The organism is Alsobacter sp. P4_H11 (assembly GCF_056400925.1).
The window spans coordinates 55356-80971 of sequence record NZ_JBFUKI010000004.1; the positions used below are offsets into that span (position 1 = coordinate 55356).

Below are 25616 nucleotides of genomic sequence, written 5' to 3' on the forward strand. Positions count from 1 at the left end.
GACGCCACATGTCCGCTCTGCATTCCAAGCTCATCATCCTCGGCTCGGGCCCCGCCGGCTATACGGCCGCGATCTACGCCGCGCGCGCCATGCTGGAGCCGGTGCTGATCTCCGGCCTCCAGGAAGGCGGCCAGCTGATGATCACCACGGATGTGGAGAACTATCCGGGCTTCGCCGACCCCATCCAGGGGCCCTGGCTGATGGAGCAGATGCGCAAGCAGGCCGAGCATGTCGGCACGACGCTGGTGTCGGACTACATCGTCAAGGCCGAGCTCAACGCCCGCCCCTTCCGCCTCACGGGCGACGGCGGCCAGGTCTACACCTGCGACGCGCTGATCATCGCGACGGGCGCTCAGGCGCAGTGGCTGGGCCTGCCCTCCGAGGAAGCCTTCAAGGGCTACGGCGTTTCGGCCTGCGCCACCTGCGACGGGTTCTTCTTCCGCAACAAGGACGTGGTTGTGGTCGGCGGCGGCAACACGGCCGTCGAGGAGGCGCTCTACCTCGCCAACATCGCCAAGAGCGTCACGGTGGTGCACCGGCGCGACGGCTTCAGGGCCGAGCGGATCCTGCAGCAGCGGCTGTTCCAGCAGGGCAACGTCAAGGTAGTGTGGGACAGCGTGATCGACGAGATCTGCGGAACCACGACCCCGCCCGGCGTCACGCATGTGCGGCTCAAGAACGTGAAGACCGGCGCCCTGCAGGACGTGCCCACCGACGGCGTGTTCGTGGCGATCGGCCACAAGCCGGCGACGGAGCTCTTTACCGGGCAGGTCGAGATGCGCCCCTCGGGCTACATCCACACCACGCCCGGCCGCACGACCACCAACATCGACGGCGTGTTCGCGGCCGGCGACGTCACGGACGAAACCTACAGACAGGCCGTCACGGCCGCAGGCCTCGGGTGCATGGCGGCGCTCGAGGCGGAAAAATTCCTCGCCGGTGTCCTCCTGGACAGAGAGGCGGCGGAGTGATGCCCTTTTCGCTGAATAATTCGCTGGATTGGGACAAGGTCCGGATCTTCTACACGGCCGCCGACGCCGGCAGCTTCACGCATGCGGGCGACGCGCTGGGCCTCAGCCAGTCGGCCGTGAGCCGGCAGGTCGGCGCGCTGGAGCGCGACCTCGCGGTGCCGCTGTTTCACCGGCATGCGCGCGGCCTCATCCTCACCGAGCAGGGCGAGCAGCTGTTTCGCACCGCCAAGGAGATGATGCTGAAGCTGGAGGCGACCCGCGCGCGTCTCACCGACAGCCGCGAAAAGCCCAATGGCGACCTGCGCGTCACCACCACGCTGGGGCTCGGCGCCAACTGGTTGACGCCGCGCCTCGGCGAATTCCTGGACCTCTACCCCGAGGTCAAGCTGCAGGTGCTGCTGACGGACGACGAGCTCGACCTTTCCATGCGCGAGGCCGACGTCGCGATCCGGCTGCGGCAGCCCGTGCAGGGCGATCTCATCCAGCGTCGCCTGTTCACGGTCCACTTCCACGCCTACGCGTCGCAGGACTACATCAAGGGACGCGGGCAGCCCAAGGACGTGACCGACCTCGAGGAGCACCGAATCCTCACCTATGGGGGCGAGACGCCTTCCTACCTTCAGGACGTGCACTGGCTGACCACCGTGGGGCGCGACGCGAAGCATCCGCGCCAGGCTGCGCTCACAGTCAACAACATCACGGCGCTGAAGCGCGCCTGCGAAAAGGGCATCGGCATCGCGGTGTTGCCGGACTACCTGATCGAGCCCGAGTCGGGCCTCGTCCAGGTGCTCACCGGCGACGACATGCCGGCGCTCGACAGCTACCTGGTCTATCCGGAGGAGATGAAGAACGTTGCCCGCGTTCAGGTCTTCCGCGACTTCCTGGTCAGCAAGGCGCAGCGCTGGACGTATTGAGGGCCGCTTCTTTCGATTTCCGCGAACCAATCAGCGCCTCGCCGTCATTGCGAGCCGGAGGCGAAGCAATCCAGCCTGAAGGCCCGGCATTAGGCTGGATTGCTTCGCTCTCGCTCGCAATGACGGGAGTTCTTCTGTTCGGAAGAGCACTTCCAACCTTCTTCGCGATTCAAAGCCACGCCTCGCCATCATTGCGAGCCGGAGGCGAAGCAATCCAGCCTGAAGGTCCGGCTGTTAGACTGGATTGCTTCGCTCTCGCTCGCAATGACGGCGAGGCGCTGCTTCGTCGGGGGCGACCTTGTCCCATGGAGGCTCGCTGTTCGGGCAGCGCTCGGCTAGGATCGGGCGCGCCGTTCCAAGCGAGTCCCGTATGAGCCTGATCCCCGATCGTTCGTCCCTCACCGTCGCGTTCGCGCATGGCGCGTATCAGTTCGCGGACGCGTTCGCGTTGCGCGACACCGGCATCCGGCACTTCCAGGTGTCGACGCCCGAGGCGCTTCTGCCGCGGATGCCCGAGGTCGACGTGCTGGTGGTGTCGTTCCAGTGGCGTGACGCGCTGCTCGAGAACGCGCCCAAGCTGCGGTTCGTGCAGTCGATCAGCGCCGGCGTGGACCAGTTCCCGAAGGATCTTCTCCGCAGCCGCGGCATTCGGCTCGCCAGCGCGCAGGGGGGCAACGAGCGGGCGGTGGCCGAACACGCGATGGGGTTGCTCCTTTCGCTCACCCGGCATCTCCATCTGGCGCGGGACCAGCAGGCGAAGCATCACTGGCGGCCGATGATCGGCGACCGCACGCGGCGCGAGGACGAGCTCGAAGGCAAGACGCTCGTTATCGTCGGCATGGGGCGCATCGGCAGCCGCCTCGCGCGGCTCGCCAAGGCGTTCGACATGCGGGTGATCGGCGTGAAGCGGGACCCGTCCACGGGCGCGGAGGCGGCCGACGAGGTCGTCGCCACGGCGGGCTTGCGCGAGGCTGTCGGAAGGGCGGACTTCGTGGTTCTGACGTGCCCGCTGACGCCGGAAACGCAGGGCCTCATGGGGGCCGACGCGATCGCGGCGATGCGGCCGGGCGCCTACCTGATCAACGTCGCGCGCGGCAAAGTGGTGGACGAGGCGGCGCTGATTGACGCCCTCGCGAAGGGCCGCATCGCGGGCGCGGCGCTGGACTGCTTCCACGAGGAGCCGCTGCCGGCGAATTCGCCGCTCTGGGCCATGCCGCACGTGATCGTGACGCCGCATTCGGCGGGCGAGACGCGGCGCTACGAAGCGAACGTGCTCGATATCCTGATGGACAATCTCGGCCGCCTCTGGCGCGGCGAGAGCGAGCTTCGCAACGCGGTGGTCTGAGCGCCTTTCAGGCCACTATCGTGACGCGCTTGGCGGCGCGGGTCAGCCCCGTATAGAGCCAGCGTGAGCGGTGTTCGCGAAAGGCGTAGCTCTCGTCGAAGAGCACCACGTCGTCCCATTGCGAACCCTGCGATTTGTGCACCGTCATGGCGTAGCCGTAGTCGAACTCGTCCGACTCGCGTCGCATGATGAACGGGATCGCGTCGGCGTCGCCGTCGAAGAATTCGCGCAGGATCTTCACCTTGGCGGCCTTGCGGCGCCCTTCGTCCTCGGGAAGGATCTCGAGCCGGATGAAGCCCTTCAGCGGCTCTCGCAGCGCCTTGACGGTCCACATGCCGCCATTGAGCAGGCCCTTCTTCTTATCGTTGCGCAGGCACACCAGTTTCTCGCCCACGGCCGGCATGGGATCGCGAAAGCCCTTGAGCTCGCGCATGCGCCGGTTGTAGAGCCGCCGGGTCTTGTTGAGGCCGACCAGCACCTGGTCGCAGCCCATCACCATGTCGGCGTTGATGTCGCCGCGGCGGATCACGCGGCTGTCGCCGTATTCGCCGGCGGGCAGCCGCTCCACGCCCTCGCGCACCTGCATGGAGAGGCGGATGATCGGGTTGTCCTGGGCCTGGCGATGCACCTCGGTGAGCATCACGTCGGGCTCATGCTCGGTGAAGAAGCCGCCACCCTTCACGGGCGGCAACTGCGCGGGATCGCCCAGCACCAGCACGGGCACGCCAAAGGAGAGCAGATCGCGTCCAAGCTCCTCGTCCACCATCGAGCATTCGTCGATGATGATGAGGTCGGCCTTGCTGGCGGTGCTTTCGCGGTTGATCACGAAGGAGGGCGCTTCCTCCTCCTCCATGGCCTTGGGCCGGTAGATCAGGCTGTGGATGGTGCCGGCGTCGGGGCAGCCCTTCTGGCGCAGCACATGCGCGGCCTTGCCCGTATAGGCCCCGAAAGCGACTTCGCCCTCGACGCCCTCGGCGAAATGGCGGGCGAGGGTGGTCTTGCCCGCGCCGGCGTAGCCGAACAGCCTGAACACCTGCGGGCTGCCGCGCTTCAACCAGGCGTTCACCTGGCGCAGCGCGTCCTCCTGCTGGGGAGACCAGTCCATTCAACGAATCCTCGTGTCCAAAACAGGAACACTAGACGATTTTTGATCGGATTGCGCCAGCCCGCCGGGCTATTTCGTCATCGCGATGACGCCGCCGGTGGGTCCGACGCCTTGCGGAACCGGCACGGACGAGCCCGCGTAGTTGCTGTTGAGAACGAGGTTCGGACCCTCCTTGAGCTGAACGCGGCGCGTGACCACGACCGTGAAAGCCGATTTATCCGCCAATGCGCCGGGGCCCTTGGTGTCCAGGTCGATGCTGAGAATGCCGTTCTTCAGGTACACGGTGCCGAGCAATTGCGACACGGACTTGCTGGTGATCTCGTAGGTGAGAGGCGCGAGACCCGCATTGGCGCGGCTGGGATCCTCGAAAAACAGGAAGCCGGCGAGTTCGCCCGTGCGTGGCGCCACTAGCGATACCTGGGCTTCGTCGTCGAAATCGAAACGGGATTTCGGTCCCGTGAAGTAGAACGCGGCCCCGGCGGACCCGTCCAGCATCTTCAAGGTGGCCTTGTCCTTCACGACGAGATCGCCGCCCATCGTGTAGATGCCTCCAGGCGCGCCGGACGTGCCGCTCAGGATCAGGGTGGCGTTGTCCTTGACGACGATGCCGCCGCAATAGAGCCCGGGTGGAAGCACCACCGTCATCGAGTCCTTGATCACCAACGGCGGCAAGGTCACGGGGCAGGAAACGAACAGCGCCTTGCGGTAGCTGAGCGGATCCGGCTTGAGCTGCGGGCAGGCGACCGGAGCGGGCGTCGAGTTGACCTTCTTGCTCGGGGTCGTAACGCTGCAAATTCGGCTGGCCATGAGGCTGGACGAAGCATCGACAGCCAGGCCTTCCGGAGATGACGAGTTCGAATAAATCGCGCAGCCATTGCCGGTGACCCGCGATGATTTTTCCAGAAAGAGCGTATTCTTCGCGGTCTCGTCCAGCGCCACCATGCAGAGCGGCGAAGCGCCCATCATGCGCGCCGTCGAGGCGACCTCGATCTGCATCATGGTCTGGGAGAGGATGCCGGCCAGGTAAGTGCTGACAGCCTCCTTGACCCGCACCTCCACGGTGGCGTTCGCGCTATCGTAGGTCGTCGTCACGAACACGCTGTCGCCGTTGCCCGATAGCGTCGCGCTGGTGGTCTGCGGCCCGGAATCGCCGGTTTTCGTGGGCGTAGCATAGGCGGTCGCCGGCTGGATAGGCGGCGCGTCCATCGCCAGCTTGCTGGCCACATACGCGATTGCAACGCCCGCCACGCGGCGGGAGTCGGCGCTGGCGATGCGCAACTCGGTGGCGCTCGCGATGGCGGCGCTATCGGCGGCCGCCTGCAGGATGGTGCGCTGCTGATAGATCTTGCTCATGTCGACGGCGAACATGCCGGCGCTGACAAGCGCCGGCAGCGCGACCGCAAAAATGACGCCGAACCCACCATGCCGATCGCCCGCAAACCGGCGGACTGTCGTCCCGAAACGGCTCCAGACGGTCACGCGGCGGCTACTCCGGTCGACGGACGGGACGCGATCGCGGCGGCCTTTGCGGCGCGGTCCGCGCGCAGGACGAACCGGAGCTGGTAGGTGAGGAGCCGCCAGTTGATCGGCTTGGTGACGTAGGACGTCGCCCCGACCTCATAGGCGCGGTCGATCGCGAAGAGATCGTCGCGGCCCGTGGCGACGACGACCGGCAAGGCCGCGAGCCGTTCGTCGGCGCGAATGCGCATGATCAGGCCTAGGCCGTCCAGGCGGGGCATGTCGAGATCGAGCATGGCGAGATCAAATTCGCCTTGCTCAAGCATGTCCCAGGCCTGCTGGCCATCTTCGGCTGTTTCGACGATCACCTGCGGCGACGACATGTGCAGGACGGCGAACTCCCGCATGATCGGATCGTCATCCGCCACCAGGATCTTCGCCCCGTCATCGAGGATGAAACCCATCCCGAGGGGATTTCTCTGCCCCAGAAGCATTGTTTTCGCCTTTTGCTCTCGAGGTCAGAGTAGTGCCAAACTATGAAGCTTTTCTTTCCCAGACTACGCGCAGCCCGATAGTGAAACCGTACAGAGCGCAACTCGCTGACGTATCAAAAGTTGATTTTTGTTTAGATGTACATGCCGTTAACCCGATCTCAACAGCGGCGAATCCAGAGTTGTAGGAATGGAAAACGCATCCAATCCTCGGCTTCGGCCAGCCGGTAACTTCCGGTCGATCCGCACGAAGATCAGCCTCCTGGTTGCTTTGGCGATCGGGGCCGCGGTGCTGGCCAGCACTGTCCTGGCGCTTGTGCATACCACCCACATGGTGGTGAGCAGCGAGCGGAGCATCCTGGTGAGCACCGCGCGGGTCTTTGCGGCCGCGGTCACCAAGGGCGTCGTCGAGAAGGACGAGGCGGCGATCTACAATGCGCTGATCGGGATGCGGGCCTTCGAGGGAACGGCCGCCGATCGCATCGACTATGTTGGGGTCGAAGACCTGAACGGCCGCGCGCTGGCGGATCTCGGGGCGGCGCCCCGGTTGCTTTCGGACGCGTCGGTGGGCGCGGGCGCGGCTCCCTCGTTCTGGACCGTGGTGACCAGCCATACCCTGGAAGCTGTCGAACCCGTGGGTTTGCCCGGCCATGAGCCGGTCGGCCGCATCGTGATCATCAAGCAGATCACCGGGCTCATGGACGCGCTGAAGCAGACCCTGCTGGTCAGCGTGGCGGCCGGGATCGCCGCAATGGCGCTCGGGTTGCTGGCCGCCGCCCGCCTGGAACGCGCGATCACGCGCCCGGTCGTCGACCTCGCGGCCACGATGGCGCGGGTGCGCGTGGGCAACGATTTCCACGTCGAAGCTGACGTCAAGAGCAACGACGAGGTGGGGGAGCTGGTCACCAGCTTCAACACCATGATCGCGGGCATCCGCGAGCGCGACGACAAGCTCGCGGAGCATCGCGAGAACCTGGAGCATCAGGTCGCGGACAGGACCCGGGACCTGAACCTCGCCAAGCTCGCGGCCGAAAACGCCAATGCGGCGAAGTCGGACTTCCTGGCCACCATGAGCCACGAAATCCGGACGCCAATGAACGGCATGCTGGTGATGGCCGAGTTGCTGACGGCAGGCGAGTTGCCGACCAGGCAGCGCCGCTACGCCGAGGTGATTGCTCGCTCGGGGCAGAGCCTGCTCGCCATCATCAACGACATCCTCGACTTCTCAAAGGTCGAGGCAGGCAAGATGGACATCGAGCACATCCCGGTGGACCCCACCGAGACGGCCGACACGGTGCTGAGCCTGTTCTGGGAGCGCGCGCAGAAGAAGGGGCTGGACCTCGCCGCCCATGTGGCCCCGGACGTGCCGCGCCACATCATGTCGGATCCGGTCCGGCTGAACCAGGTGATCGGCAACCTGGTCAACAATGCGCTCAAATTCACCGAGAAAGGCCACGTGCTGGTGTCGATCGGGCGCGATCCGCACGATCCCTCGCGGCTGCGCTTCGCCGTGACGGACACCGGCATCGGCATTCCCGAGCACAAGGTCGACAAGTTGTTCTCGGCCTTCGCGCAGGTCGACCAGACCACCACGCGCAAGTTCGGCGGCACCGGCCTCGGCCTCGCGATCTGCAAGCGGCTCGTGGAGGCCATGGGCGGCTCGTTCCGGGTCACCAGCGAGATCGACCGCGGCTCGACCTTCGCGTTCTCGATCCCGATTCCGGGCGCGGACGAGGCCCGGCCCGTTACGCGCGTGCAGGCCATCGCGGGCCGGCTCCCGACCGCGATCGTGGCGGTGCGCGGCGACGCCACCGCACGTGTCGCGGCCGACCATTTCGCGGCCTGCGGCTACGGCGTCGAGCGGCGCGATCCCGACGACATCGCCCGCACCGGGCTGCCCGCCTGCGACCTCCTGTTCATGGAGGGCTCCGTGCTGGCGCAGTCCGGCGGCGCCCGGCCGGCGCGCGTGATCGCGCTCACCACCATGGGCGACGGCTCCGAGCGGCAGCTGGCGGCGGGCTCGCGCGCGGACGCCGTGCTGGTGCGGCCGCTCGCGCAGGCGGAGCTCGACGGGCTGGGCGCGCGGCTGGCGGCCGGGCTCGATCTCGCGGGCTTCCACGGCGAGAGGCGCGCCCGCCAGGATTCATTGCCGCGCTTCACCGGCCGGCGCGTGCTCGTCGCGGACGACAGCGCGGTGAACCGCGAAGTCGCCGTCGAGGCCCTGTCGCGGCTCGGCGCCAGCGCGGACGTGGCGGCGGACGGCCGCGAGGCCGTGGAGGCGGCGCGCCGCGGCGGCTACGACCTGATCCTGATGGACGGCAGCATGCCGGAGCTGGACGGCTTCGAGGCGGCGCGGTTCATTCGCGACGAGGAAGCTCGCCGCGGGGCGCCGCGCCTGCCCATCGTGGCGCTGACCGCGCATGTGGTGGGGTCGGCCGCGGACCTGTGGAAGACGGCCGGGATGGACGGCATCCTGCACAAGCCGTTCACGATCGCCTCGATGGCGGACTGCCTTGCGCCGTATCTGAGCGTCGGCGACGAGCCGGCCTCCGCGCCGCCCGAGCCGGCATTCGCCGAAACGCTGGCCGAGGCGGCGCCGGATCCGGACGGTCTGCTCGACATGGACACGTTTGGCCAGCTGGAGATGATGGCGGAGGCGGATGGAGGCGTGTTCCTCGCGCGGGTCGTCGGGCTCTATCTCGAGCATGCGCCCAAGACGCTGGCGCAACTCGAGGAGGCGCTGGCGGGCGATCCCGAGGACCAGGCCAAGGCCGCCCATGCGCTGAAATCGATGAGCTACAATATCGGGGCGATTCAGGTCGCGAAGGCCGCCGGCTCCTGCGAGGCGCAGGTCCGCGAGCACGGAAAGGCGCTGGCGCAAGAGGACGCCAACCGTCTGCGCGCGCTGGTCGACGTCACCGCGATCGCGCTGCGGGGCAAGCTGCCCCCGCAAGCCACCGCAGCCGCCTAGCGCGCCTGCCGAAGCAGGCGCGTCTGGCGCCTGCCTGACCAAATGGGCATATCCGCCCTGTACCCTACGTACTCCTTCGCACTCGCTTTACACCTGATGCAATTTCAATGACTTAGCGGCGTTTCGAACGTCGCACTGCCGGCCGGCGGCCCGCCGTCCCCCGGCCTCATTGATTCAGGTCAACGCTCCCACACCCCTGCGCCACCATGGTGCGTCGAATTCAGCCGGACCGCGCGGCGCTTGGCTCATGCCAGGAGCTCCGCGGCGAGGCCCGACAGGGGATTGCGGTCCCAAGGGGGAGCTCATGGCGCAGACGGCGTCGGTCAACAAGCACCTAACGATTGGAGAGGGCGGCACGGCGATCGCCTTCGCGGCCCTGGCCGTTTTGACGATTCTGATTGCCGCCAAGGCGTGGACTCCGGCTTACGCGTTCCACGCCTATCTGTTCGCGGCCGCCAGCGTCGCGTCGGTCTTCGCGATCGTCAACAGGTACTACAATCGCCCCGCCGAGGCGCCGCCGCAGGAGATCGACGGCAAGCCGAACTACAATTACGGGCCGATCCAGTTCGCCACCATCGCGGCGGTGTTCTGGGGCATCGCGGGCTTCACGGTTGGCCTCTACGCCGCGCTGGAACTCGCATTCCCGGCGCTGAACTTCGATCTCGGCTTCACGAATTTCGGCCGACTGCGGCCGCTGCACACCTCCGCGGTGATCTTCGCGTTCGGCGGCAACGTGCTGCTGGCGACGTCCTTCTACGTGGTCCAGCGCACCTGCCACGCGCGCCTCGCCGGCGACATCGCGCCCTGGTTCGTGATCCTCGGCTACAACTTCTTCATCGTGATCGCGGGCACGGGCTACCTGCTCGGCATCACGCAGGGCAAGGAATACGCCGAGCCCGAGTGGTACGCCGACCTGTGGCTGACCGTCGTGTGGGTCGCGTACCTGCTGGTGTTCCTCACCACGCTGTGGAAGCGCAAGGAACCCCACATCTACGTGGCGAACTGGTTCTATCTCGCCTTCATCGTCACCATCGCGCTGCTGCATCTCGGCAACAACGCCGCCGTGCCGGTTTCAATCTACTCGCCCAAGTCCTACATCGCCTGGTCGGGCGTGCAGGACGCCATGGTGCAGTGGTGGTACGGCCATAACGCGGTCGGCTTCTTCCTGACCGCCGGCTTCCTTGCCATCATGTACTACTTCATCCCGAAGCGGGCCGAGCGGCCGGTGTATTCCTACCGGCTCTCCATCGTCCACTTCTGGGCGCTGATCTTCATCTACATCTGGGCCGGCCCGCATCACCTGCACTACACGGCGCTGCCGGACTGGGCGCAGACGCTCGGCATGACCTTCTCGGTGATCCTGTGGATGCCCTCATGGGGCGGCATGATCAACGGCCTCATGACGCTGCAGGGCGCCTGGGACAAGCTGCGCACCGACCCGGTGCTGCGCATGATGGTGGTCTCGGTCGCCTTCTACGGCATGTCGACCTTCGAGGGTCCGCTCATGTCCATCAAGGCGGTGAACTCGCTCAGCCACTACACGGACTGGACCATCGGCCATGTGCATTCGGGCGCGCTGGGCTGGGTAGGCTACGTCTCCTTCGGTGCGATCTATTGCCTCGTTCCTTGGGTGTTCAACCGGTCGCGGCTGTATTCGCTGAAGCTCGTCAACTGGCACTTCTGGGTCTCGACCATCGGCATCGTCCTGTACATCTCGGCGATGTGGGTCTCGGGCATCCTTCAGGGCCTGATGTGGCGCGCCTACACCAGCCTGGGCTTCCTCGAATACTCGTTCATCGAGACCGTCGAGGCGATGCACCCATTCTACGTCATTCGCGCTCTGGGCGGCGGCCTGTTCCTCGCCGGCGCGCTCATCATGGCCTTCAACATCTGGAAGACGATCACGTCGCCTGAGACCGAAACGGTCCCGGCCGTCCGTCCCCAGCTGGTTCCGGCCGAGTAAGGGGACCAACGATGTCGGTCTGGGCCAAGCACCAAATCTTCGAGAAGAACTCCATGGTTCTTCTCCTGGGCATCCTCGTCGTGGTCGCCATCGGCGGCCTCGTGGAAGTCGCCCCTCTCTACTACCTGAAGAGCACCATCGAGACCGTGCAGGGCATGCGGCCCTACACGCCTCTCGAGCTCGCGGGCCGCAACATCTACGTCCGCGAGGGCTGCTACAACTGCCACTCGCAGATGATCCGTCCGCTGCGCGACGAGGTGGAACGCTACGGCCACTACTCGCTGGCGGCCGAGAGCATGTATGACCACCCGTTCCAGTGGGGCTCCAAGCGCACCGGGCCGGATCTTGCCCGCGTGGGTGGCAAGTATTCGGACGAGTGGCAGCGCGCTCATCTGATCAACCCGCGCTCGGTCGCGCCGGTCTCGATCATGCCGGGCTATCCCTTCCTGGCGACGACGCCGCTCGACTACGAGCACATCGCGGACGAACTCCAGGCGCAGTCGGCGGTGGGCGTGCCCTATACGGCCGACATGATCGCCAAGGCCAAGTCCGACATCGTCACCCAGGCGACCACGGACGATCCCGGCGCGGCGGACCTGGCCAAGCGCTACCCCAAGGCCCTTTCGCGCGACTTCGACGGCAACCCCGGCGAGGTGACCGAGATGGACGCGCTGGTCGCGTACCTGCAGGTGCTGGGCACGATGGTCGACTTCAAGACCTACGACGACAAGGCGAACGTGCGCTGAGGAGGCGGCCGTGAACTACGAAACACTCGCATCCATCGCGCAGACCTGGGGGACGGTCTTCTTCGTCCTGATGTTCGCGCTGGCGCTCATCTACGCGCTGAACCCGAAGAACCGCACCCAGTTCGATGCGGCCGCGAAGATGCCGCTCGAAAAGGACTGACGTCATGGCTCCCGATCACAACAAGCTGGACGCCGTCACGGGCGTCTCCACCACCGGCCACGACTGGGACGGCGTCCAGGAGCTCAATACGCCGCTGCCGCGCTGGTGGCTGTGGTGCTTCTACGCCTGCATCGTCTGGGCGTTCGGCTACTGGATCGCCTACCCGGCATGGCCGCTGGCGACCAGCTACACCAAGGGCGTCCTGGGCTACCAGACCCGCACGGCGATCGAGCAGGACATGGCGGCCCTGCAGGTGCTTCGCGGTGACAACGTCGCCAAGATCGCCGCCAAGCCGCTCGCCGAGATCGAGAAGGACCCGGCGCTGCTCACCGTGGCGCGCGCCATCGGCAAGGCGTCGTTCGGCAACAATTGCGCTCCCTGCCATGGCCAGGGCGCGCAGGGCGCGAAGAACTACCCCAATCTCAATGACGACCAGTGGATCTGGGGCGGCTCCCTCGACGCCATCAAGCAGACGATCACGCACGGCATCCGCAACGAGGACGCCGAATCCCGCGTCGGACCCATGCCGGCCTTCGTCAAGGACGGCCTCCTGAAGAAGGAGGACGTGCCGCACGTCGCCGCCTTCGTGCGCACCCTGGCGGGCAATAAGCCCGAGCGTGGCGACGTCGCAAAGGGCAAGGCCGTGTTCTCCGAGAATTGCGTGGCCTGCCATGGCGAAGCCGGCAAGGGCAATCCGGAGATGGGCGCGCCCAACCTGACCGCCAACATCTGGCTCTATGGCGGCGACCAGGCGACCATCGAGGAAACCGTCACCAACGGCCGCGGCGGCGTAATGCCGGCCTGGAACGGCCGCCTCGACGAGCCGACCATCAAGGCGCTCACCGTCTACGTGCATTCGCTCGGCGGCGGCCAATAAGGCGACCGCCATCAGCCATGCCCCGACGGCTCCGGCCGTCGAATTGACCCGACGCCCTCCGGCGCCGGGCCGGACTTCCCCCGAACTTCACCAAGGCGTTCCGCCATGAGCACCGCCGAATCCGGCGCCCGTCCGCCCCTCAGCCCCATCGTGGGCGGGCTGGACGACGACATTCCTCTCTACGAGGCCCGCAAGGAGATCTATCCGGCGGCCGTCCAGGGTCGTTTCAGGACGATCAAGTGGGCGATCCTCATCGTCACGCTGGGCATCTACTACTTCCTGCCGTTCGTGCGCTGGGATCGCGGGCCGAATGCGCCCGACCAGGCCGTGCTGATCGACCTCGCCAACGGGCGGTTCTATTTCTTCCCGATCGAGATCTGGCCGCAGGAGCTCTACTACATCACCGGGCTGATGGTGATCGCCGCGCTGGGGCTGTTTCTCATGAACGCCGTCGCGGGACGCATGTGGTGCGGCTACCTGTGCCCGCAGACGGTCTGGACGGACCTGTTCTACGCGGTCGAGCGCCTGATCGAGGGCGATCGCCGCGAGCAGATGAAGAAGGCCGAGGGGCCCTGGGACCTGGAGCGGATCGCCCAGAAGATCCTGAAGCACTCCCTGTGGCTGCTGATCGCGTGGTGGACCGGCGGAGCCTGGGTGCTCTATTTCGCGGACGCGCCCACGCTGGTGCTCGAACTTGTGACCTTCCAGGCGCCCGTCGTCGCCTATGTGTGGATCGGCATTTTGACCTTCACGACCTATGTGCTCGCCGGCTTCATGCGCGAGCAGGTCTGCCTCTACATGTGCCCGTGGCCGCGCATCCAGGCTGCGCTTACGGACGAATACGCGCTGAACGTCACCTATCGGTACGATCGCGGTGAGCAGCGCATGTCGGTCAAAAAGGCCGAGGCCGCGAGGGCGCGGGGCGAGCCGGCGGGCGACTGTGTCGATTGCCACCAGTGCGTGAACGTCTGCCCAACCGGAGTCGACATCCGCGACGGGCTGCAGCTCGGCTGCATCCAGTGCGGCCTGTGCATCGACGCCTGCGACAACGTCATGGCCAAGATCGGACGTCCGTCCGGATTGATCGGCTACGACACCGAAGTGAACGTGCAGCGGCGCATCGCCCGAGAGGAGCCGACCTACAAGCTCGTGCGCGCCCGGACGGTGCTCTACACGGTCCTGATCGTCGGGATCGGGGCGCTGATGACGTTCACGCTCGCGACCCGCACGTCGCTCGGCCTCAGCGCGCTGCATGATCGTAACCCCGTGTTCGTGACGCTCGCGGATGGCTCCATCCGCAACGGCTTCACGGTGCGGCTCACCAACAAGAGCCTCGATGCGCGGCCTTTCCGGCTCGAGCTGATCGGGTTGGCCGGGGCGCACATGGACGTCGTCGGTATGCCGACCACGGCCGAGCAATCGGCGCTGCTGGAGGTGCTGCCCGACCAGACCCGGGAACTGCGGGTGCTCGTCACCGCACCGAAGGGGGACGCGGCGGCGTCCCGGACCATCCGTTTCCGGCTCACCGACGTGGTGACGGGCGCGACCGCCTACACGGACGATTTCTTTAAAGGCCCCGGGAGCGCCCCATGAGCGACGCCAGCACGATCGACAAGGGTTTCCGCCTCACAGGCCGGCACGTGCTCATGATGCTGATCGGCTTCTTCGCCGTGGTCTTCGCCGTGAACGCCTACATGATGCGGGTCGCCATCATGACGTTCAGCGGTGTCGAGAGCGCGACGCCCTACAAGAACGGCCTGGCCTACAACACCGAGATCGCGGGCGGTAAGCGGCAGGCGGCGCTCGGCTGGACCGTGAACGCCCATGTAGACCGCGGATCGGAGGGCAGGGCGGCTGTTTCGGTTGACGCGCGCGACGCGGGCGGGATGGGCGTTTCGGGCGTGGCGGTTAAGGCCGTGCTGGAGCGTCCGGCTGAAAAGCGCGCCGATCGCGGCGCCGAGATGCGCGAGCTGGGCGGAGGGCGCTTCGCCGCCGCGCTCGAGGATGTCGCCGCCGGCCAATGGGACCTCGTGATCGAGATGACACGCGCGGACGAGCGCGTGTTCAAGTCCCGCAGCCGGATCGTGCTGCGCTAGCTCGGCTTCCCGAGGAGAACAACGTGTCCCCCGCGTTCGACTACTCCGCCCTTGTTGAAACCCGCCCCGACGGCGTGCGTCACCTCGACCTCGTGATCGAGGGGATCACCTGCGCGGCCTGCATCGGCGACATCGAGCGGGGCCTGGCCTGCCTGCCCGAACTCGAGAAGGCGCGGCTGAACTACACCAACCGTCGTCTCGCGGCCGAGTGGCGGGCGGCCGATTTCGATCCGATGCGGGTGATCTCCCGCCTGGCGGAGCTCGGCTACAAGGCGCACCCGTTCGAGTCCTCGCGCGAGGAGGAGATCGAGGCGGCCGAGATGCGCTTCCTGCTGCGCTGCCTCGCGGTGGCGGGATTCGCGGCCATGAACATCATGCTGCTGTCCGTTTCGGTGTGGTCCGGCAACGCCAGCGACATCACGGAAGAGACGCGGGATTTCTTTCACTGGATCTCGGCCCTGATCGCGCTGCCGACCGCCGCCTATGCGGGGCAGCCGTTTTTTCGCAACGCGCTTCGGGCCATCCGGGCCCGCAGCATGACGATGGACGTGCCGATCTCGCTCGGGGTGACGCTGGCGCTCGGCATGTCGCTCTACGAGACGATCCATCACGCCCACCACGCTTATTTCGACTCCGCCGTCATGCTGCTGTTCTTTCTGCTGCTCGGCCGCGTGCTGGACCAGGTGATGCGGCGCAAGACGCGCGCCGTCGCGGGCAACCTGCTGGCCTTGCGGGGCGAGACCGCCGTGGTGCTTGGCGAGGGTGGGGCCGCCCGCGAAGTGCCTCTCAAGGCCGTGCGGCCGGGAGACCGCGTCCTCGTGCTGCCGGGCGACCGCATCTCGGTGGACGGGATCGTGCTGGACGGCTCCTCCAGCGTCGACGCCAGCCTGGTGACGGGCGAGACCGCCCACGCGCCGGTAGGACCCGGCGCGCTGGTGTATGCCGGCGCGGTGAACCTCGACGGCGCGCTGACCGTGCGGGTGACGGCCGCGGCCGAGGGTACGTTGCTGGACGAGGTCAACCGGCTGGTGGAGACGGCCGCCAACGCGCGTTCGCGCTATTTGCGCCTTGCCGACCGGGCGGCGCGGATCTATTCGCCGATCGTGCACGTCACCGCGCTCGCCACCGCGATCGGCTGGGTGCTGTTGGGCGCCGGCCTGCATGACGCCCTGATCACCGCCATCGCGGTGCTGATCATCACCTGCCCGTGCGCGTTGGCGCTGGCGGTTCCGGCGACCCAGGTGGTGGCGTCCGGATCGCTGTTCCGGGCCGGCGTGCTGCTGCAGACCGGCGACGCCATCGAGCGCATGGCGGCTTGTGACACGATCGTGTTCGACAAGACCGGCACGCTGACGACGCCGGAGCCGCGCGTCGTCAATGCCGGCGATATCGCGCCCGACCTGCTGGAGACGGCCTGCAGGCTCGCCCTGTCGAGCCGGCATCCGCTTGCGGCCGCCCTGGCCGGCCAGGCGCTCGGCCGCTCGCCGTTTGCAGGAGCGCGCGAGGAAGCCGGGCATGGCGTGGTCGCGCAGCTCGGGCCGGACCTTGGCGACGTCGAGGCCAGATTGGGCAGCCCGGCCTTTTGCGGCGCGGAGGCGCAAGCCGCGGCCGCTCTGGCGGGCGCTTCGGACGCGACCGTGATCGCCGTGCGGGTTGGCGAGCGGCGGGCCGTGATGCTGATGCACCAAGTGCTGCGCCCGGACGCCGCCACGGTCGTCGCCGATCTGAAGCGCCGGGGCTTCAGGATCGCGATCCTGTCGGGCGATCGCGAGCAGCCGGTTGCGGACGCCGCCCGGGCGCTCGGGGTGACGGAATGGCGCTCCGGCCTGAAGCCGGGCGGCAAGATCGACGCTCTGGCCGCCATGGCGGCGCAAGGCCGGCGGGTGCTGATGGTGGGCGACGGCCTGAACGACGCGCCGGCGCTCGCGGCAGCCCACGCCTCCATCTCGCCAGTGACGGCTGCCCATCTCGCGCAGGCGTCCGCGGACGCGCTGTTCCTGGGCGACCGCCTGCGGCCGGTCGCGGATGCGGTCGTGCTCGCCCGCAAGGCGCACGCGGTGATGCGCCAGAACCTCGGCATCGCGGTCGTGTATAATCTCATCGCGGTGCCGCTCGCCATTATGGGGCACGTCACGCCGTTGATCGCCGCCGCCGCGATGTCCGGGTCGTCCATCATCGTCACCCTGAATGCGCTGAGGGCGCGGTTGCCGGGCAGGGAACCGGAGCGGAACTCGCCGGTTTCCGACACGCCGGCGCGACCCGCTATTTCGACACAGCGCCCGGCCAGAGTCGCCCCATGAACGTCCTGGTCTATCTGCTGCCTATCGCGCTCAGCCTCGGCCTTCTCGGCCTGGGCGCGTTCCTGTGGTCGCTGAAGAGCGGCCAGTACGAGGATCTGGACGGCGCCGCCGTGCGCATCCTCGACGACGACGACGTGCGACGCGACTAGGTTCCAGCGCCGTTTGTTAAGGGCTCTCGAGGCATACTGGGCGCGGTTGTTCCCGGGTGCGTCATGTTTTCACTTACGGATTTCCTGAACGGGCGGACATCCGTCCGCAGCATGGTCGCGTTTGTTTGGGCGTGCGCGACAATCGTCTTCGCGGCGAAGTCCGAAGCCCTGTTCGGCGTGCGGAACCTCGACTCCGACGACGTGATGCGGCTGGTGCAGGTCCGCGATCTGCTGGGCGGCCAGGGCTGGTTCGACCTCGTTCAGCATCGTGTCGCGCCCGACGGGCTGGTCATGCACTGGTCGCGGATCGTCGACCTCGGCATCGCATCCCTGATCCTCTTCTTCGGAACCGTGTTTCCGCCGGAGCTCGCCGAACGTGCGGCGGGAGCTCTGTGGCCGACGCTGCTGCTCGGGCCCGCTCTCGTGGCGGTTGCGGCGATCGCCGAGCGCCTGGGCGGACGGCGCGCGATGCCGCTCGGCGTGATCCTGTTCTGCCTGATCGGGCCGGCGGGGGCGCAGTTCTATCCCGGCCGCATCGACCATCATAATGTCCAGTTGCTCGCCTGCCTGATCACGGCCGCCGCCATGCTGCGGCTGGACGGCGGCCGAGCCGGCGGCGTCGTGGCCGGGTTGGGCGCGGCCGTGATGCTGTCTGTCGGCATCGAGACGCTGCCCGTGCTCGTCGTCCTGTGCGGCGCCGCTGGTGTGCTCCTGGCGGGCGATCCGGCGCGGTATCGCGCCGGCGCCATGGCGTTCGGCCTGTGGATCGCGCTTGGATCGGTGGCCCTCACGGCCTTGACCATTCCGTCAGCACAGATCGCCGCCGCCCATTGCGATGCGATCTCGGCTCCCTATCTGGCCGCCGTGATCGTGGGCGGGATGGGGCTCGCCGGAATGGCCCTCCTGGGCGCCGGCTTGCCGGCGATAGGGCGCTATGTCGGTTTGGCGGCGGTCGGGGCCGCGGTGGTTGCTGCCGTGGCTCTCTTCGGGCCGGCCTGTCTGCGCGGGCCCGTGTCCGAGATCGACCCCCGGCTCCTGCCGATCTGGCTCAACGGCGTGCAGGAGATGGAGCCTCTTTGGCCGGCGCTCGCCAAAGGCGACCGGCTGGCGGTGGGCAGCGTCGGTTATCTCGGCCTGGGCTTCGCTGCGGTCGCGTTGGCCTGGCGCTTCGCTGACGCCCGGCGCCGAAAGGCCCTGGCGCTCGTCGCGACGCTGCAGGCCGTGGCGTTCCTGGTGGCGCTCGGGCAGATCCGCGGCGTGTATTACGCCAACGCGTTCGCGGCCCCGTTGATCGCGGCCGGCGTGGTCGCCCTGCAGGGCCGGCTTCGCATCCCGTTCGAACACCGCAACGCGCTCACCCTTGCGGCCATCATCGCGGTTTCGAGCTGCAGCTTGGTCGGCAAGGCGATCACGCCTGATCCCGCGCAAGCCAGCTCTCAGGCGTCTACGACGGTAGACGCCCGCCCGGGGCCTCTCGGATGCGCCGAGCCCGCGACCTACGAGGCCGTCCGGCATGTTCCGCCGGGCGTGGTGCTCGCCGGCATCGACCTCGGACCTTTCCTGCTCGCATCCTCGCCGAACCACGCCGTGCTCGGCGCGCCCTATCACCGGAACGCCGACGGCATCCTCGCTTCGTACACGCTCCTCAGCGCGGCCGTCGACAAGGCTGAACCGCTCCTGCGCGCGCGGGGCGTCGTGGCCGTGGTGATGTGCGGGCCCGTGCCAAACGTCCGGGCGCCCGGCTCGCTTGCTGGGGCGCTCGAAAACGACATCGTTCCGCCCTGGCTCCACACAGTCGAGACCGGAACGGCGGCGCGCATCTTCGTCCTGCGCTGAACATTCGGCGGAAGCAAAAGCGGCCGGCCCCAGAAGGGCCGGCCGAAGGTGGTTATTCGAGCACATGAGCGGCTGGTCAAGGCCGCCCGCCGCAATCTAATCGGCAGTCTGGGTTGCAATGTGTGAAGTAGTTCACACTCGCGCCCGGAAAGCGCCGGAATCCAGGCTGCTCATGGAACCAGCCCCATGGCGTCATGAACGAAGGCGGCAACCTCAGCGTGCTTTACGGGTTTAGCGCAGACCGTTTACTCTCTGTTCACTGTGTGACAGCGTTTGAGGTCGGCCATGGAAGACCCCGTTTTCGCGTTTCCGACAAGACGGCCCGCCGGATCCGACCTGAAGACAGCCGATCTGAAAAGCGCGATGCGCAAGGCGCGCATCGAAGAGGCGGAGAGATCCTCCGCGGTGGCTGAGTTGCGCGGAGCCGAACTGGCGCGGCTCGAGCTCCTGAAAGACGAATTGGCCCCGGTCTTCTCCCAGTTGCCCGATGATGTCGACATGTTCGACTTCGGCCTTGTGGGGACCGAGAAGCCGCGACTGTTCGTCGACATGGTGGCGTTCGTCGAGATGGGACGCGACCGCCGGACCTTTCGCTTTATCCAGGACACGAGAGGCGGGCGCCTCGTGCTGGCCGAGAGCGAGCGGGTGGAGCCGCTGGTCGAAGCCGTCACGGCCTATCTTGGGCGCAGGCTCGTTGAGCGCGAACGCGCCCAAGCCGGCGAGATCGCGGTTCCGGCGGCCCAGCCGGCCCATGCTGCGCGAGCGGCCACGCCGGCCGGGGACCGGCGCTATGTCGTCGGCGACCTCGTGTTCGCCTTCGTGCTCGGCGCGATCGTGGGCGCGAACCTGCTGCTGCTGGCGGCCTGGTGGAAGTCGCGCGGCGGCTTCGCGTGGCTCGGCATGCCGGGCCTGGGGTGATCCGACGGGCTTGTAGCCTGAAGCTCTAGAGCGGCAACTCGCCGAGATCCACGATCTCGCCGGCGGATGTCAGCCCGCGAGTTCGGCCCGTGATGGTGGGGCCGTTCTCGGTGAGGTCGATGTCGAAGAGATGGTACCCCGCCCGGTGCGTGAGGGCGCCGCGGATAGCCGAGCAGGAGGGAACGCCCACCACCGGAATTGGCTTGCCGCCGGGGCCGGCGATGCGGTTCACCGACGTGACGTGATTGTGTCCATGCAGGATCAGATCAGCGCCGGTCTGGCCCAGGATCTCCTCCAGGGCGCTCGCATCCGTGAGGCCGCGGCCGGTGAGGCTGCCGCTGCGGTGGGGCGGGTGGTGGATCAGAATTACCCGGGCGAGCGGCTGCTGGGCCAGAAAGGCCAGCACGTTCGCGACCTTCTCGCGCTGCTCGCGCCCGAGCGTGCCCGAAGCCACGAAGGGCCCTGTTGGAACGGCTGACGACAGGCCGACGATCGCGATGGGGCCGACCAGCCGGACATAGGGGAAGCCCTCGAACTTGCCGTTGTCGGAGGTCATCCAGGGCGACAGGAAGCGCTCGATGTCGCGCAGGGTTGTGCGCACATAGGCGTCGTGGTTGCCCGGCACGAAGCTGACCTTGTCGGGCGCTCCGAGGTCCTGCAGGAACTCCCGCGCGACCTGGAATTCGCCGTGCAGGCCGATATTGATGAGGTCGCCCGTGCACGCGATGTGGTCGGGCTCGAAGCTCTTCATGTCGGCGACGAGGCGTTCCATCACGCCCATGTCGTGGATGCGGTCGCGCCCACGACGCCAGTTCATGTAGCCAGTCATCCGCTTGCCGGCGAGTTCACGCAGGCGAGGCTTGGGGATCGGGCCGAGATGGGGGTCGGAGAGGTGGGCGAGCCTGAACATCGGGCGACACCTCTCCCCCGCGCGCGCCCGCCGGTCAAGCGCTGCCGATGAGAATTCCCGTCAGGAACACGAGGACGCCGCCCAGCACGACCTGGAAGGCCGCCTGCAGGAAGGGCGTGTCCATGAAGCGTGATCGTATCCACGCGATGGCCCACAGCTCGATCAGCACGATCACGGCCGCGATGGACGTCGCCACCATGAAAGCGTTGGGCATGCTGTCGGGAACGAGGTAGGGCATGGTGTGGCCGATGCCGCCGACCGTGGTCATGAGCCCGCAGATCAGGCCGCGCATCCACGGCGTGCCGCGGCCCGTGAGCGAACCGTCGTCCGAGAGCGCCTCGGCGAAGCCCATGCTGATGCCGGCGCCGATGGAGGCCGCGAGGCCGACCAGGAACGTCTCCCAGTTGTTCTGGGTGGCGAAAGCCGCGGCGAAGAGCGGCGCCAGGGTGGAGACCGATCCATCCATGAGACCTGCAAGGCCAGGCTGGACATATTGCAGCACGAACATGCGCCGGCGCGTCTTCTCCTCCTCGGCCTTGGCGTCGCCGCCCAGATTGGCGTCGGCGAGCTCGCCGGCCCGCCGTTCATGGCCGCGCTCGGCTTCCGCGAGGGTGTGAAGCAGTTCGCGCACCGAGACGTCGAGCGTCTGGGCGGCCGCCTTGTCGTAGAAGCGATAGGCCTGCATCTCCATGATCTCGGCCTCCTGCCTCATCTTCTCGACGGACAGGTTCTTGGTCAGCCAGATGGGGCGGCGCTTCAGGAAGCCCTTGACGTCTTCCCGCCGGATGGGCGGGAGGTGCTCGCCGAATTTCTTGCGGTAGAGGTCATAGAGCATGCCGCGATGGCCGCGTTCCTCCTCGGCCATGCCGTCGAACAGCGCGGCCGAGTGGGGGTACGCGTCGCGAACCGAGTCCGCGAAGGTCTGGTAGATGCGGGAATCCTCTTCCTCGCCGGTGATCGCCAAGGTGAGGACCTCACGCTCGGTGAGTTCGGCGAAGGTCTTCATCGGCATGGGGTTGCTCCCGCGGGTGGCGCTTCCAGATTGGAATACTTCTAATCTAGATGCGCTCGGACACAAGAGCGTTTCGGGCGGATCTGCTATGTTCAGGCATGATTCCGGATCAGAAGACGGGGCTCCAGCCCACGAGCGCCCAACACGCCCCGGCGGAGGAAGCGTTGCGCGGACCCGGAGGCCTGCGCCGCGTGCTGCACCTCTATTGGCGCTTCACGCGCCCGATGACGCTGGGCGTCCGCGCGGCGGTGTTGCACCCCGAAAAAGGGGTGTTCCTCGTCCGCCATGGCTACGTGTCCTGCTGGCAGATGCCGGGCGGCGGCGTCGACGCCGGCGAGACGCTCTACGACGCGATGGTGCGGGAACTGTCGGAAGAGACCCACATCGAGCCGATCGGGCCGGCGGCGCTGCACGGCATGTTCTTCAACCGCTATGTTTCCAACCGGGACCATGTCGCGGTTTACGTGGTGCGGACGTTCCGCGAGGGAGCGCCCTGCGCGCCCAACGCCGAGATCCGGGAGGGGCGGTTCTTCGCTCTCGATGCGCTTCCGGCCGAAATCACCCGCGGCACGCGCGCGCGCTTGGCCGAGATCGTCGACGGTGCGCCCCCGTCGCCATTCTGGTGAGGCGTGACCGGTTGCACGCGCGCCAAAATCCTGTACGGGTTCGGTCGCCGCGCCACGCGGCCGGAGAGGCGAGATGGCGCTGAGGTGGGATCGACGACGAGAGACGCTGGCGCGCTGCTGAGCGGCCGTTCCGTCCGTCCCGCGCCGCCCGGCGCACCTGTTCGCCGAGTTCTCTCGACATGACCGATCTGTCCCTCGCCATCCGGCCCGAAGTCGCCAGCGAAGCGTCCACCATCGACAAGCTGCACGAGCGCGCGTTCGGCCCCGGCCGTTTCGCGCGCACGGCCTTCCGGCTGCGCGAAGGCCAGCCGCATGAGCCGACGCTGTCCTTCACCGCGCTGGTGGGCACGCTGGTGGTTGGTTCGATCCGCCTGACCCGCATCCGGATCGGTGGCGTGGACGGATTGCTGCTCGGACCTGTGACAGTGGAGCCGGCCTTCATGGGCCGCGGCATCGGCATGGCGCTGGTGCGCCGGTCGATCGAGGCCGCCAAGGCTGAAGGGCACCGGCTGGTGCTGCTTGTCGGCGACGAGCCGTTCTATGCGCGGGCCGGTTTCCGGCGCGTGCCGAGTGGCCGGCTGAGCCTGCCTGGGCCGGTCGATCCGGCCCGGGTTCTGATCCTGGAGCTCGAGGCCGGCACCTTCGAGGGCGTGAGCGGGCCGGTGACGCGGCGCGACTAGCGCGCCGGGCGTCCCAGTCGGGACTCGCCCAGCCAGGTGCTGAGCAGGCTGGCGAGCAGCAGGATCAGGCCCACAAAGCCCAGGAACACCGGGAACACCGACACGCCGCGCACCACGTGCGCCTCGGTGTTGCGCAGCGCGATGTAGTCGCTGCCCGAGAACCGCGCGCCAGAAGCGAGCGTCAGGATCGTGGGGATGCGCGGGGCGTCCCCGGCCCGGTCTGACACGCGCCGCACCGAGCCGCCGGTCGCGGCCGTGATGGCGGCAAGCTTCTCGGTAGTGGAGATGACCTCCTGGAACTCGCGCGGGTTCGGCGGGCCGACGCTGACGAAGGCCGTGAGCTTGCCATCAGTGAGGCGGTAGAGGCCCGGCTGTGCGATCTCCACTGTCGAGCGCCAGAGGCCGGGGCTGGCGGCCGCCAGCGTCGTCGCGCTGGTCTCGCCGGTGGGGCCGACCAGTTGCACGGGCTCCACCCCGTCCGCGAGCGTCTGGCGCTCGACCGTCACGACATTGCCGCGGGCGCTGGCGCGCAGGGCTTCTTCCTCGAGATCGGGCTCCTTCATCAGCCAGTGGCCGAGGCGGCGCAGCAGGTCCTGATGCGGGCCGCCGCCGCGGAAGTTGCGGGCCCAGAGCCAGGAATGGTCGGACAGCAGCAGGGCGACGCGGCCCTTGCCTTCGCGCGAGAGCACGAGCAGGGGCTTCTCGTCCGCGCCAGCCATCACGGCCGAGCCGGAGCGGACATCGGCCGAGATCAGCCGCAGCCACTCGCCCCAGCTCGGCGGCTCCGTGTCGGAGCCCGGCAGGTTGCGGGTGACAGGATGCTTGGCTCCAACCGGCGTCACATGCGCCAGGAACGGCCGCTCGATCAGCTTGCCGTCCGGCGTGGCCGGGATGGCGGCGGCCAGAGGCGTGCCGGCCAGGCCGGCGCGGCCGGCGAATTCGGGGCCGGCCGCCACCAGCACGGCGCCGCCCTCGCGGACATAGCGCACCATGTTGGCGAAATAGACGCCGGGCAGGATCGACTGGTTGGCGTAGCGATCAAAGATGATCAGGTCGAACTCGTTGATCTTGGTCTCGAACAGCTCGCGCGTCGGGAAGGCGATCAGCGACAGCTCATTGATGGGCGTGCCGTCCTGCTTCTCGGGCGGGCGCAGGATGGTGAAGTGGACGAGATCGACGTTCGCGTCCGACTTCAGGATGTTGCGCCAGGTGCGCTCGCCCGCGTTGGGCTGGCCGGACACCAGCAGCACGCGCAGCTTCTCGCGGATGCCCTCGATCGGAACCACGGCCTTGTTGTTGTAGGCCGTGAGCTCGCCGGCGGCCTCTTCGGCCTCGATCTCGACGACGTTCTGGCCGCCATGCTCGATGCGGATCGGCAGGCGCAGCACCTCGCCGGGGGCGGCGCGGCGCTCCGTTACGACGACGCCGTCGCGGCGCACCACGACGCGAACGGGCTCGCCCTGGCCGGGATCCTCGACGCGCAGGCGGATCACCGCGTCCTTGCCGACGATGCCGAAGCGCGGGGTGTCCATGAGGGCGATGCGGCGGTCGCGCTCGCCCGGATGGCCGGTCACCAGCGCGTGCAGGGGCGCGCGGAAGCCCATCGCGGCGACCTGCTCGGGGATGTCGTGGACAACGCCGTCCGTCACCATGATGGCGCCCGCGACGCGGTCGGGCGGCACGTCCGAGAGGCCGGACTCCAGCGCCGAGAACAGGCGCGTGCCATCCGCGCCGCCGCCGGCCTCGTTCACGTCGATGATGCGGGTCTCGACATCGCCCAGCGCGTCGAGGCGCTTGCGTAAGGCCTCCACCACGGCGGTCGTCTGCGCGGCGCGGTCGGCGAGGCCTTGCGAGGCGGAGCGGTCCACCACCACGGCGGCGACGTCCTTCAGGCGCTCGCGGTCCTCACGCACGAAGGAGGGATTGAACAGGGCGGCGAGAAAGAACGCCACCGCCAAAGCGCGCAGCACCGATCCGCGCTGGCGCAGCAGCAGCGCCAGAACGGCGGCGCCGCCCGCCACGAGGGCGAGCAGAACCAGCACGGGCAGCGGCAGCAGGGGAGACCAGTCGACGCTCGTCATGCGGTCC

The 25616-nt window shown here is 67.7% G+C and carries 22 protein-coding genes; 16 read left to right on the top strand and 6 right to left on the bottom strand.

Translation table 11 applies throughout. From position 1 onward, the window contains the following. Positions 1-8 precede the first annotated feature (8 nt). The 3 genes from trxB (at position 9) to AC1DSZ_RS08060 (ending at position 3230) form a co-directional block, all read left to right on the top strand. Complete coding sequence (gene trxB, locus AC1DSZ_RS08050; RefSeq protein ID WP_476837868.1) at positions 9-971, top strand: thioredoxin-disulfide reductase; 963 nt, start codon at positions 9-11, stop codon at positions 969-971. Beyond that, positions 971-1885 carry a LysR family transcriptional regulator gene (locus AC1DSZ_RS08055; protein ID WP_188519281.1) on the top strand — a complete coding sequence of 305 codons (915 nt, stop codon included), beginning with the start codon at positions 971-973 and terminating at the stop codon, positions 1883-1885. Before trxB ends, AC1DSZ_RS08055 begins: the two co-directional genes overlap by 1 nt. 370 nt (positions 1886-2255) lie before the next feature. Next, positions 2256-3230 carry a D-2-hydroxyacid dehydrogenase gene (locus tag AC1DSZ_RS08060; RefSeq protein ID WP_476837869.1) on the top strand — a complete coding sequence of 325 codons (975 nt, stop codon included), beginning with the start codon at positions 2256-2258 and terminating at the stop codon, positions 3228-3230. 7 nt (positions 3231-3237) lie between these two features. Here AC1DSZ_RS08060 and AC1DSZ_RS08065 read toward each other — a convergent pair whose 3' ends face one another. The 3 genes from AC1DSZ_RS08065 to AC1DSZ_RS08075 all read right to left on the bottom strand — a co-directional run bounded on the left by AC1DSZ_RS08065 (position 3238) and on the right by AC1DSZ_RS08075 (position 6257). Next, on the bottom strand, positions 3238-4335 hold the full coding sequence (locus tag AC1DSZ_RS08065) for an ATP-dependent DNA helicase (protein ID WP_476837870.1): 1098 nt from the start codon (positions 4333-4335) through the stop codon (positions 3238-3240). A 69-nt stretch (positions 4336-4404) separates the two neighbouring features. Beyond that, on the bottom strand, positions 4405-5814 hold the full coding sequence (locus AC1DSZ_RS08070; protein ID WP_476837871.1) for a TadE/TadG family type IV pilus assembly protein: 1410 nt from the start codon (positions 5812-5814) through the stop codon (positions 4405-4407). Beyond that, entirely contained in the window at positions 5811-6257 is a 447-nt protein-coding gene (locus AC1DSZ_RS08075) for a response regulator (protein ID WP_476837872.1), read from the bottom strand. Before AC1DSZ_RS08075 ends, AC1DSZ_RS08070 begins: the two co-directional genes overlap by 4 nt. A gap of 217 nt (positions 6258-6474) precedes the next feature. Between AC1DSZ_RS08075 and AC1DSZ_RS08080 the strand changes: the two genes are divergently transcribed. From AC1DSZ_RS08080 to AC1DSZ_RS08130, 11 genes are all read left to right on the top strand, one after another. Then, positions 6475-9255, top strand: a complete 2781-nt coding sequence (locus AC1DSZ_RS08080; protein WP_476837873.1) for an ATP-binding protein — start codon at positions 6475-6477, stop codon at positions 9253-9255. A gap of 304 nt (positions 9256-9559) precedes the next feature. Continuing rightward, positions 9560-11218 carry a cytochrome-c oxidase, cbb3-type subunit I gene (gene ccoN / locus AC1DSZ_RS08085; RefSeq protein ID WP_476837874.1) on the top strand — a complete coding sequence of 553 codons (1659 nt, stop codon included), beginning with the start codon at positions 9560-9562 and terminating at the stop codon, positions 11216-11218. Between the two features lie 11 nt (positions 11219-11229). Beyond that, positions 11230-11964 (top strand): cytochrome-c oxidase, cbb3-type subunit II, encoded by a 735-nt coding sequence (ccoO, locus tag AC1DSZ_RS08090; protein ID WP_476837875.1) that lies wholly within the window; start codon positions 11230-11232, stop codon positions 11962-11964. A 10-nt stretch (positions 11965-11974) separates the two neighbouring features. Next, the gene (locus tag AC1DSZ_RS08095) at positions 11975-12124 is read left to right on the top strand and encodes a cbb3-type cytochrome c oxidase subunit 3 (protein ID WP_188519273.1); all 150 of its coding nucleotides are present in this window, start codon (positions 11975-11977) and stop codon (positions 12122-12124) included. Between the two features lie 4 nt (positions 12125-12128). Then, complete coding sequence (gene ccoP / locus AC1DSZ_RS08100) at positions 12129-13001, top strand: cytochrome-c oxidase, cbb3-type subunit III (protein WP_476837876.1); 873 nt, start codon at positions 12129-12131, stop codon at positions 12999-13001. A 105-nt stretch (positions 13002-13106) separates the two neighbouring features. Beyond that, complete coding sequence (gene ccoG, locus AC1DSZ_RS08105) at positions 13107-14594, top strand: cytochrome c oxidase accessory protein CcoG (protein ID WP_476837877.1); 1488 nt, start codon at positions 13107-13109, stop codon at positions 14592-14594. Further along, on the top strand, positions 14591-15097 hold the full coding sequence (locus tag AC1DSZ_RS08110) for a FixH family protein (RefSeq protein WP_476837878.1): 507 nt from the start codon (positions 14591-14593) through the stop codon (positions 15095-15097). Before ccoG ends, AC1DSZ_RS08110 begins: the two co-directional genes overlap by 4 nt. Positions 15098-15120: 23 nt before the next feature. Further along, positions 15121-17397, top strand: coding sequence for a heavy metal translocating P-type ATPase (locus AC1DSZ_RS08115; RefSeq protein WP_476837879.1), 2277 nt, complete (start codon positions 15121-15123; stop codon positions 17395-17397). Beyond that, positions 17394-17546: a cbb3-type cytochrome oxidase assembly protein CcoS gene (ccoS, locus tag AC1DSZ_RS08120; RefSeq protein WP_476837880.1), complete on the top strand. Its 153-nt coding sequence runs from the start codon at positions 17394-17396 to the stop codon at positions 17544-17546. The genes AC1DSZ_RS08115 and ccoS overlap by 4 nt, the downstream gene beginning before the upstream one ends. Positions 17547-17657: 111 nt before the next feature. Next, positions 17658-19382, top strand: coding sequence for a hypothetical protein (locus AC1DSZ_RS08125; RefSeq protein WP_476837881.1), 1725 nt, complete (start codon positions 17658-17660; stop codon positions 19380-19382). 285 nt (positions 19383-19667) lie between these two features. After that, positions 19668-20300: a hypothetical protein gene (locus AC1DSZ_RS08130; RefSeq protein ID WP_476837882.1), complete on the top strand. Its 633-nt coding sequence runs from the start codon at positions 19668-19670 to the stop codon at positions 20298-20300. 25 nt (positions 20301-20325) lie between these two features. Here AC1DSZ_RS08130 and AC1DSZ_RS08135 read toward each other — a convergent pair whose 3' ends face one another. Next, a complete protein-coding gene (locus AC1DSZ_RS08135; protein WP_476837883.1) occupies positions 20326-21210 on the bottom strand; it encodes a metallophosphoesterase family protein in 885 nt (294 codons plus the stop codon). A gap of 34 nt (positions 21211-21244) precedes the next feature. Next, positions 21245-22216 carry an iron exporter MbfA gene (gene mbfA, locus AC1DSZ_RS08140; protein ID WP_476838155.1) on the bottom strand — a complete coding sequence of 324 codons (972 nt, stop codon included), beginning with the start codon at positions 22214-22216 and terminating at the stop codon, positions 21245-21247. 230 nt (positions 22217-22446) lie between these two features. On the opposite strand from mbfA, the gene AC1DSZ_RS08145 reads away from it, so the two are divergent. After that, positions 22447-22848: an NUDIX domain-containing protein gene (locus AC1DSZ_RS08145; protein WP_476838156.1), complete on the top strand. Its 402-nt coding sequence runs from the start codon at positions 22447-22449 to the stop codon at positions 22846-22848. Between the two features lie 179 nt (positions 22849-23027). Next, positions 23028-23528 carry a GNAT family N-acetyltransferase gene (locus tag AC1DSZ_RS08150; RefSeq protein ID WP_476837884.1) on the top strand — a complete coding sequence of 167 codons (501 nt, stop codon included), beginning with the start codon at positions 23028-23030 and terminating at the stop codon, positions 23526-23528. Here AC1DSZ_RS08150 and AC1DSZ_RS08155 read toward each other — a convergent pair. After that, entirely contained in the window at positions 23525-25609 is a 2085-nt protein-coding gene (locus tag AC1DSZ_RS08155) for a hypothetical protein (protein ID WP_476837885.1), read from the bottom strand. The genes AC1DSZ_RS08150 and AC1DSZ_RS08155 overlap by 4 nt on opposite strands. Positions 25610-25616 lie beyond the last annotated feature (7 nt).